Here is a 9,488-nt window from a genome sequence, read left to right on the forward strand (position 1 = left end):
GGTCAGGCGCGAATGCGCTCGTTCTTCGGGTCGTACCAGGCGCGGAGCTGGGCCACCGCCGGCACGCGCCGGTCGCCGACGCCGATCTCCCAGCGCGTGCCAGCCACCACCTCGGCGGTGACCGGCTGCGGCAGCTTGGCGTAGCCCATGCCGAGCGAGGCCTGCACGCGGTGCCCGTACATGCCGCTGGTGATCACGCCAACCGGCTTGCCGTCCGCGAAGATCGGCTCCTCGTGGTACACCAGTTCGTTCGCGTCGGCCAGCTTGAACTGCAGCAGGCGCTTGTGCGGCGCGCCCAGTTCCTTTTGCCGCAACACCGCGTCGCGGCCGATGTAGCCACCGGCCTTGCCGTGAGCGCAGGTGAACTCCACGCCGGCTTCGATCGGTGTGTCTTCGATGCCGACGTCGTGGCCCCAGTGCAGGTACGACTTCTCGGTGCGGCACGCATTCATTGCATGGAAGCCGGCGAGCTTCAGGCCGTACTTGGCACCGGCGTCGATCACGCGTTCGAAGACGTGCAGTGCAAACTCGGCCGGGATGTACAGCTCCCAGCCGAGCTCGCCCACGTAGGTGATGCGCTGCGCGCGAACGATGGCGTAGCCGATTTCGAGTTCGGCAGAACGTGCAAACTTGAAGGCCTCATTGCTCAGGTCAGCACCGGTCAGCTCTTGCAGCAGGGCGCGAGAGTTCGGGCCCATCAGGCCCAGCATCGGGGTGCCGGAGGTGACATCCGTGACCGTGCAGAAGGCATCCCCAACGTGTTCGCGCAGGTAGGCCAGGTCTCGGATGTGTGACGACACCGCGGTGACAACCATGTAGCGGTCCTCCGCCAGTCGCGTCACCGTCAGATCGGACTCGATGCCGCCGCGTTCGTTCAGCCATTGGGTGTAGACGACGCGGCCCGGGCCCACGTCCACGTCGGCCGTGCACAGGCGGTTCAGCACCTTGCAGGCATCGCGCCCCTGCACGATGAACTTCGCCATCGACGACTGATCGAACAGTGCCACCCGGTTCATCACCGCCGCGCATTCGTCGGCCGTGTGCTTGAACCAGTTCTGTCGGCCGAAGCTGTATTCGTACTTCGGCGCCGAGCCCGGCTGCGCATACCAGTTGGCCCGCTCCCAGCCGCTGAGCTCGCCCATGCAGGCGCCCATCGCCACCAGCCGATCGTGAAACGCGGTGCGCCGTGCGCCGCGCGCACTCTCCACTTGCCGAAACGGCCAGTGCATCTGATACAACAAACCGAGCGACTCGGTGGTGCGGTCGGCCAGGTAGGCCTTCGTGCCCTGGCAGGGATGCATGCGCCGCACGTCCATGCCTGGCAGATCGATCGGGGCGTGCCGGTCGCGGATCCACTCGGCCAGCACCTTGCCGGCGCCGCCGGAGCTTTGGATGCCGATCGAGTTGAAGCCGCAGGCGACGAACAGGTCGCGCACCTCGGCTGTTTCGCCGAGCAGGTAGCGGTCATCGGGCGTGAAGCTCTCCGGCCCGTTGAACCAGGTGGCGATGCCGGTGGTCTGCAACACCGGCACGCGCTCCATGGCTGCAGAAAGTATCGGCTCGAAGTGGTCGAAATCCTGCGGCAATTCGTCGAAGAAGAAGTCTTTGGGAATGCCGTCCAGCGCCCACGGCTTGGCCACCCGCTCGAAGGCGCCGAGCAGCAGCTTGCCGGCGTCTTCCTTGTAGTAGGCGCACTCGTCGGGCACCCGCAGCACCGGCAGGTTCTTCGGCACCCTGGCCATCGGTTCGGTGACGATGTAGAAGTGCTCGGCGGCCTGCAGTGCCAGGCGGATGCCGAGCTTGCGGCCGATCTCGGCGCTCCACATGCCGCAGGCGAGCACGACGGTCGGCGCCCGCAACTCACCATGGTCTGTGCCGCGTTCGAACTGAACGCCGACGGCGCGACCGTTCTCGACCACGATGTCCGTGACCAGCGTGTTCTCGAAGATCTTGGCACCGCGTTGTTTGGCGCCTTTGGCGTAGGCCTGCGTGGTGTCGATCGGATTGGTCTGGCCGTCGTTGGGTGTCCACAAGCCACCGACCACGCCCTTGCCGTCGAGCAAGGGGTACTTTTCGAGCACCTCGGCCGGGCTCAGAAAGTCGACATGCACGCCGAAGGCGCGGCCCATCGCGCCGGTGCGCTTGAACTCTTCCAGCCGCGCTTGCGACAGCGCCACCGCGACCGAGCCGTTCTGCTTGAAGCCCGTGGCTTGGCCAGTTTCGGCCTCCAGCAGATGCAGCAGCTCGCTGGTGTACTTGGCCAGCTCGGTGAGCGTGCGCGTGGCGCGCAACTGCGGCACCAGGCCGGCGGCATGCCAGGTCGTGCCGCAGGTGAGTTGCCGGCGTTCCAACAGCACCACGTGCGTGATGCCGATCTTCGTCAGGTGGTAGGCGATCGAGGCACCGATGATGCCGCCGCCGATGATGACGACGTCGGCACGGCTGGGGATGTCGTTCATGGCGGCGGTCTTCATTCGCTGGGTTGGCGCGGGATGCAGCTTATGCGGCTCCCCCCAGCCGGACTTGCCGGAAAGCGCCATGCGCTTGACGGATTGCGCCTCAGCTGCGACGGTCTCGCAGCAGCGGCGCACCGCGTGGTGCGGCCTGCCTGTCTGCCCCCGGCGACACGCCATACTGCTGCCGGTAGGCGCGGCAAAAGTGGGCCAGCGATTCGAAGCCGACTGCCACGGCTGCCTCCGTCACCGTCAGCGCCGTGTAGCGCAACAGGCTGCGCGCGTGCTCCAGCCGCAGGCGGCGGTGGTAGTGGGCCGCGCTCTCACCGATGACCTGCGCGAACAAGCGCATCAACTGGCGTGACGACAGGCCCACGTGCGCGGCCAGTTCGCTGACGCTGATGCTGCGCTCGAGCGTGGCTTCGAGCAGCGCCACCGCCTGCGCCAGCGCCGGGTTGTGGATGTTCCCGCGCGCCGCCGGCGCCATGCGTTGCCCGGCCCCGCCTGGGCGCATGCGCTCGTGCAGGCAGTGCTCGGCCACGCGCGCGGCGAGTTCGCGGCCATGGTCGCGCGATATCGCCTCGAGCACCATGTCGATCGCCGCGGTGCCGCCGGCGCACGTGAGCCGCCGGCCATCGAGTTCGAACAGCGTTTGCGCCACGATGGTGCGCGGGAAGCGCTCGCGAAAAGCTTCCAGCACCTCCCAGTGCATCGTCACCCGCACACCGTCGAGCAAGCCGGCGCGCGCCAGCAGAAAACAGCCGGTGTCCAGCGCACCGAGCGCAGCGCCAGCCGCGTTCTGCTGCTGCAGCCAGTGCTTCAGTTCCCGCGAGTAGTAACGCTCGGGCTGCACGTCGGCACAGACGATGACGGTGCCGAGCGCGGGTTCTTCGAACACACCGCCATGCGGCTGCACGGTGATGCCGTTGCCGTCGGCCACCGGCCCGCCATCCAACGACAGCAGCTTCCAGCGGTAAGCACTGCGCAGGTAGCGGTTGGCAATCCGCAAGGGCTCGATCGCCGAGGCCAGCGCGATCGATGCGAACTGCGGGATCAGCACGAAGCCGATCGGACCGGGCAGCAGCGGTGGTTTGGCGACGGTCACGCCCGCAGTGTCGAAGCCATGGCGTTTTTCGTCAATGGCGTGGCGACCTTTGCATGCAGGCGACACGGCCCCGCAGACAGAATCGGCGTCGTCCGCGCCTGGAGCCTGACCTATGACTTCACCCTATGTCGTCACCCTGTCATGCCCAGACCGCGTGGGCATCGTGCATGCCGTCACCAGGCTGCTGGTGCGGCACCAGGCCAACATCACCGAAGCCGCGCGGCTCAACGATGCCAGCACGGGCTTGCTCTTCATGCGCGTGCGCTTCGATGCCAGTGAGTCGGCATCGGCCGCGCTGCGCGACGGCTTCGAAACGATGGCGGTCGGCTTCGAGATGCGCTGGCAACTGCACAAGGCCAACGCGCGCATGCCGGCCGTGGCCCTGGTGGCAAAGATCGGGCGTTGTCTGAACGAATCCATCCCTCGGTCGAGATGATCAACGAGAGGGGGCTGCGCTGCCCTGCCGCTCAGGGCGTGAAGGTCAGCCGGTACACCAGTGCGCGTGTCTGGGGCTGCGTGACGAGGGCGGTACCGCCATCGAGCGCGATCGTCTCGCCGAAGAAGTCGACGTTCTGCCCGATGGGCCTGCCGGGAGAGTTGATGACCGACTCGTTCCACGTCCCATCGGCAGCCTGCGCAAAGAGCGAGACCTTTCGCGCACCGGCGCTGTAGTTCACCAGCACGGCGCGACCGCTGAATGCCATGCTGCGCGCGAAGCCATCGCCGGTGCTGCTTGCCGCGGGCGTGATGCGACCTTGTGCAGACCATGTGTTGCCCGTGCGCTGGAACACATACAACGCCGCCTTCAGGCCCGGGCCGCCGCCGATCACGCTGTAGTCGCCACCGGGCACCAGCAACCGGTCACCCTGCAGCGCCGGGCCACTGAAAGGCATGCTGCCGACGAACAGGCCGTGAATCGCGGTCGGCACGTTCACGGGGTCGGTCAGCTGGGCCAGCGTCGTCTGGTCGGCCGATGTGAGCGTGGCCTGGCGCGACCACAGTCCCGAGGTGCGCTGGTACACCGCCGCATGACCGATGGTCGTGCCTGCATACATGCCGGTGCCGGTCACGGTCTCGAACTCGGGCACCACGAGCGTGTTGCCGTCCAACGCGAACAAGGCGCCATGAGGCGACTGCACCGTGAGGCTGGCGGTCTGTGCCCAGATCCCCAACGCGTTGCGGTCAAACACGAACAGCCGCCCGGCGCGCCGTTCCAGGGTGCTGCAGGCAAAGGTGGTGGTCACGGGGCTGCAGCTGACGCGTTCGCCGCCGGCGGCGCCGATGACGATGGTCGACCCGCTGATGGCCACGCGCGAGCCGTGGTTGTAGCTGGTCGTCAGTGCGTCGGTGCCGACCAGCCGTGTCGCTTCGATCCAGTTGCTGCCCACGCGCTGGTAGACGTAGGCGCCCTTGATGGCGGCTGGATTGGCCGGCGTGCTGCCGTCCAGCGACGCCGGCGCCGGGTTGTCCACGCCCACCACCAAGGTGTCGCCGCGCAGCGCGATGCTGCTGCCGTAGGCCATGCCTTCAGCCGGGTCGCTGGCCACCAGGACGGCCTGCACCGACCACGCGCCCAAGGTGCGCTTGTAGACGTAGACCTCCTTGCTCATCGGACCGGTGAACAGGCCCATCACGCGGCGGCCACGCTTGACCACAACGGCCGCCGTGTCGCCGCTGACGGCGGCGACCGAGTCGGTCTGGAACAGCTCGGTCAATGGCGAGTTGGCTGCCGTGCCCGGCGATTGCGTCCGCAAGTCCGCTTCGGTGGTCACTTGGGCCGCGGGCGTCGTTTTGGCCGCGTCGCCGCCCTTGGCCGCCCATGCCAACGGTGAAGCCAGGGCCATCAGGGTCATGGCGCCGAAGAGCGCGCAGATTCGGTTCGAGTGGTTCACGTTGCTTCTCCTGTGCCCGTCCTGGGCTGCTGTTACGAGTCGGCGTCGCCACAGTGGTCGACGTCGTGTTCATTGCCGCAGCTTTCGAGCCAGCAGCCCTCGCAACTGCAAGTGCTTGAATAACAAGAAAGTGGCACAGACACGGCGTGGCTTCGGAGGCGCACGATTGGGGCCTTTCAACCACCAGCCCGGGGCAGGTGCACCAACGGAATCCGAGATTCGTGGGTTACCTTTTGTCGCCAAATTCGCGCCGGTTTTCGTCACTTCGCAGCCCGCGGCGATCTGCGCGCGAGGCGCAGTTACAAGTAGGCGCGGCCCGCTCGACCACAGCGCTCTGAAACCCGCCGGTCACAGGCGCTAGGTTTCCAATGGATACAAACGCCCGGCGGCGATGAACGCCGCAAGGCCGCTACGGCGCGCTCAGCAGCAGCTGCACTTCACGCGTGAAGCTGGCCTGGGCGCCCACGCTGGCCAGCAGCTCGCGCTCGGCTTCCAGCCAGCTGGCGCGCGCTGCCTCGGCCTGGCCTTGCGCCCGCTGCACCAGTCCCTGCACGAGCAGCGCGTGGCCCACGTGCACGTTAGCCATTGCCGCCACCCGCGAGGCGCGCGCATGGTCCACCGCGCGCGTGGCCCATGCGGCTGCGGCTTGCACGTCGCCGCGCGCCAGTTCGACCCGTCCCAGCTGGGCGAGCACATGGCGCATGCCCCTGCGCCGGGGGCCCGACTCATGGATGGTGAGGGCGCGCTGCAGATGATCGCGCGCGGACTCGAGCTGGCCACGGCGCAGGGCGAGCTCGGCGGTGGTGGTCTCGAACCGGGCGCCGATGTTGCGGTCCTCCTGGACGTGGCGCGCATAGTCGGCCCGCGCCTGCGCCAGCGTGTCGCTGCAGCGTGCCAGCTCGCCGGCCTGGCACCAGGCGAAGGCCAGGAGCTGCAGGTAGGTGGCGGCGGGCAGCGGCAGTCCTTGGCGCACCAGTTCTGCGTGCACGCGCTCCAGGTCGTTGATCGCTTCAGCGGTGCGGCCCAGCGCCAGCAACGCGTCGGCGCGGTTGCCCGCCAGCATCGGCCTGCGCTCGGGGGCATCGGCGGCGAGGCCGACGCGCTGCAGCGCCCGGTCATAGGCCTGCATCGCGTTCAGCGGGTTGCCGGCCGCGTTGTGCATCACGGCCACGTTGTTGAGCAGATCCAAGGCGGCCCAGGTCTGGCCGCGGCCCATGCCGTCGAGTTCCTCCAGCGCCTGCTTCATCGCCTGGATACCGCCCGCGAGGTCGCCGAGCGCGGCATGGGCACCGCCGATGCCTTCGCGCAGGCCGACCATCAAGGTGCGTTGCCCCGCGCGGGGCGTGCCGATCAAGGACACCGCTTCACGAAAGTCGTTGAGCGCCGCCTGCGCGTTGCCGGCATCATTCTCCCGGCCGCCGCGTGCATACAGGCAACGCGCCAGCGCCGCCGCCTCGCTGCTGCCCAGCACGCGCAGGCCTGCGACAGCCGCATCCAGCCGGGCGCGCACCGGCGGGGTGAGGCCGTCTTCTGCGGCGTCGGCGGCCAGCTCGCACTCGACCGTGGCGATCAGGGGCGCCTGCGCGCTCTGGCTGGCTGCCGCCTGTGCCTTGGACAGCAAGGCCTGCGCCTGGGCGCGCGCGCCGCTTTGCGCCTGCTGCTCGGCCACGCTGAGCAGCAATTGCGCCCGCAGCGCGGCGTCGCTGGCGAACTGGCGATCGACCATCACCTCGGCCTGCGCCAGCAGTTCGGCCACGGTGAAGGGCTTGCCCTCGGTGGCATCGAGCAGGTGGCGCATCAGCTCGTCCATCGCTTCGGCATGCGCCAGCTGCCGCAGCGCGCGGTCGCGCGACTGTTCGGCACGCACCGCCTGCTCCTGCGCGCGCAGGCTCTGCCAGAACGTGCCCGCCACGCCGGCCACTGCGCTGGCCAGCGCCAGCGCCCCGATCGCCACCGCGGGCCGATGGCGGCGCACGAACTTGCGCAGGCGATAGCCGGCAGCGGCCGGCCGCGCGTGCACCGGCTCGTGGCGCAGATGCCGCTCCACGTCATCGGCCAGGGCGGCGGCACTGTCGTAGCGTTCGGCCGGCTCGCGCCGCATGGCCTTGCCGACGATGGTGTCCAGGTCGCCCCGCAGCGCGCGCGCCAGCGCGGGCTCGTCGGTGCACAGGCTCGGCTGCAGCACCTCGCCATCGAGGATCGCCCGTTCGGTTTCGGCGGCCGAGCGGGGATCGCCGCGGTAGGGTCGCCGTCCGGTCAGCAGTTCGGCCAGCAGCACGCCCAAGGCATACACATCGCTGGCCACCCCCAGCACTTCGTTGCGCAGTTGTTCGGGCGACGCGTACTCGGGCGTGAACGCACGCATGCCGATCTGGGTGAGCCCGGTGCTTGGCGCATCCTCGTGCAGCAGCTTGGCGATGCCGAAGTCCAGCAGCTTGGCCTGGCCCTGCGCGTCGACCAGCACGTTCAGCGGCTTGAGGTCGCGGTGGATCACGAGTTGCGCATGCGCATACGCCACCGCACGTGCCACCTGCACGAACAGGCGCAGCCTGGCGTCGACGCCCAGCCGCTGTGTCTGGCAGTACAGGTCGAGCGGCTGCCCCTGCACGTACTCCAACGCCAGGTAGGGGCGGCCCTGCGACGTGATCCCGGCGTCGTAGAGCTGGGCAATGTGGGGGTGGACCAGCCTGGCCAGGATGTCGCGTTCGCGCGCCATGCGTTCTTCGAAGGCCCCCAGTCCGCTCAGGCGCGGCAACTTCAGTGCCACCTGGCGCCGCGGCAGGCCGTCGGGCCGCTCGGCCAGCCACACCTCGCCCATGCCGCCGTGCCCCAGCACGCACAGCAGCACGTAGGGGCCGATGCGGTCACCCGCAGCGTCGGCCAGCGCGCCGGCCTGAGGCAGGTCCAGCCCGGTGCCGTCCATCGCGCGGGCCGCCAGCCTGTGCAGCAGCGCCTTGACCGCTGCGCTGGCGTCCGGCAAGGCGTCGATGGCGGCGCCGCGCTGTGACGGCGGTACGCGCAGCACCGCGTCCAGCAGCCGATGGGCCTGCTGCCACTGCGCCGTCGACCCGTCGCCGGCTGTGTCGTCCACGCGATCAGGCGCCCAGCATCTCGGCCAGCAGCAGCCGGGCTCGGTCCCAGTAGCGGCGCACGCTGCGGTCTGACACGCCAAGCGCGCGGCCGATGTCGACTTCGCTCAAACCGACGAAGAAGCGCAACTCCACCACCTGCGCCAGGCGGCGGTCGATGCGGCGCAGGCGGCCCAGCGCCGCGTCGATGGCCAGGATGCGATCGTCGTCGCTGCCGTGATCGGGCACTCCCTCGGTGTCGAGCGGCACCCGTTCGAGGTCGCCACCCCGACGTTCGCTGCGTCGGCGCCGCGCGGCGCCGACGACGACGGCGCGCATTCTCGCGGCAGCGACGTCGAGGAAGCTCGCCCCGTCCGGCGCCGGGGCGCCGTCGGCTTGCCCCATCCTGAGGTACACCTCATGCACCAGGGCCCCGGTGTCCAGCATTGACTGGCCGGTGCCGACCGCCAGATGGGCGCGCGCCAGCAAGCGCAACTGCTGGTACAGCAAGGGAAACTGCACCGCCGCCGAAAGAGGGTCTGGCAAGTTGCAGGGCACGGTGCGGGCCATGCCGGCCAGCATAACAAACCGAACCGGCGCCTTCATCTGGGGCGTGCTGGCGCGCCTGCGCCGGCAGATGGCGCTGCGGCCCTCGTCCTCAGCGCCTCACGGGTTACTTGCGCGGCGAAGGCCGAGATAGACCACCGCGGTGTCGGCCGGCTTGTCCTGCCGGAAGTCGGCACGCATCTGCGCTTGCCCGCACCACCCACTGCCACGGCGCGTGCGGCGCTCCGGGTTGCAGCGCTCACCCTGCTGCTCGTCGATCCACGCCCAAACGTTGCCGCCCATGTCGTGCAGGCCGTTCACGCCCGCTTGGCCTGGCGGGCGGCCACAGGCTATCGTTGCAGCTGCCGTCGGCCCGTCGGCGCGCGCCCATCTGGCGGTCGGCACCGGCCAGTCAATGCTGGAC

General features: G+C 69.1%; 6 protein-coding genes and 1 pseudogene. 1 reads left to right on the plus strand and 6 read right to left on the minus strand.

All coding sequences use genetic code 11. The annotated features are described in order from the left end of the window. Positions 1 to 2 precede the first annotated feature (2 nt). Together EOINJALH_RS05835 and EOINJALH_RS05840 are read right to left on the minus strand one after the other, a co-directional pair. Complete coding sequence (locus EOINJALH_RS05835; protein WP_234413680.1) at positions 3 to 2,474, minus strand: FAD-dependent oxidoreductase; 2,472 nt, start codon at positions 2,472 to 2,474, stop codon at positions 3 to 5. Between the two features lie 85 nt (positions 2,475 to 2,559). After that, complete coding sequence (locus EOINJALH_RS05840) at positions 2,560 to 3,558, minus strand: GlxA family transcriptional regulator (RefSeq protein ID WP_088279381.1); 999 nt, start codon at positions 3,556 to 3,558, stop codon at positions 2,560 to 2,562. 112 nt (positions 3,559 to 3,670) lie between these two features. Between EOINJALH_RS05840 and EOINJALH_RS05845 the strand changes: the two genes are divergently transcribed. Then, positions 3,671 to 3,994 (plus strand): hypothetical protein, encoded by a 324-nt coding sequence (locus EOINJALH_RS05845; RefSeq protein ID WP_144289881.1) that lies wholly within the window; start codon positions 3,671 to 3,673, stop codon positions 3,992 to 3,994. Between the two features lie 31 nt (positions 3,995 to 4,025). Here the strand turns inward: EOINJALH_RS05845 and EOINJALH_RS05850 are convergent, their stop codons facing one another. The 4 genes and pseudogenes from EOINJALH_RS05850 to EOINJALH_RS05865 all read right to left on the minus strand — a co-directional run. After that, positions 4,026 to 5,450, minus strand: coding sequence for an FG-GAP repeat protein (locus EOINJALH_RS05850; RefSeq protein ID WP_144289882.1), 1,425 nt, complete (start codon positions 5,448 to 5,450; stop codon positions 4,026 to 4,028). Positions 5,451 to 5,859: 409 nt separating this feature from the next. Continuing rightward, the gene (locus tag EOINJALH_RS05855) at positions 5,860 to 8,541 is read right to left on the minus strand and encodes a serine/threonine-protein kinase (protein WP_088279384.1); all 2,682 of its coding nucleotides are present in this window, start codon (positions 8,539 to 8,541) and stop codon (positions 5,860 to 5,862) included. Between the two features lie 4 nt (positions 8,542 to 8,545). Further along, a complete protein-coding gene (locus EOINJALH_RS05860) occupies positions 8,546 to 9,124 on the minus strand; it encodes an ECF-type sigma factor (RefSeq protein ID WP_088279385.1) in 579 nt (192 codons plus the stop codon). 60 nt (positions 9,125 to 9,184) lie between these two features. Next, positions 9,185 to 9,488, minus strand: a pseudogene (locus tag EOINJALH_RS05865) (SUMF1/EgtB/PvdO family nonheme iron enzyme); the annotation flags it as partial.

It is taken from the genome of Ideonella sp. A 288 (assembly GCF_002198735.1).
Lineage (GTDB): Bacteria > Pseudomonadota > Gammaproteobacteria > Burkholderiales > Burkholderiaceae_C > Pseudaquabacterium.

What these genes read in the sequence shown, in the direction of transcription:
- EOINJALH_RS05835 (WP_234413680.1), bottom strand. Translation starts at nt 2,474, where the DNA reads ATGAAGACCGCCGCCATGAACGACATCCCCAGCCGTGCCGACGTCGTC.
- EOINJALH_RS05845 (WP_144289881.1), top strand. Translation starts at nt 3,671, where the DNA reads ATGACTTCACCCTATGTCGTCACCCTGTCATGCCCAGACCGCGTGGGC.
- EOINJALH_RS05860 (WP_088279385.1), bottom strand. Translation starts at nt 9,124, where the DNA reads ATGAAGGCGCCGGTTCGGTTTGTTATGCTGGCCGGCATGGCCCGCACC.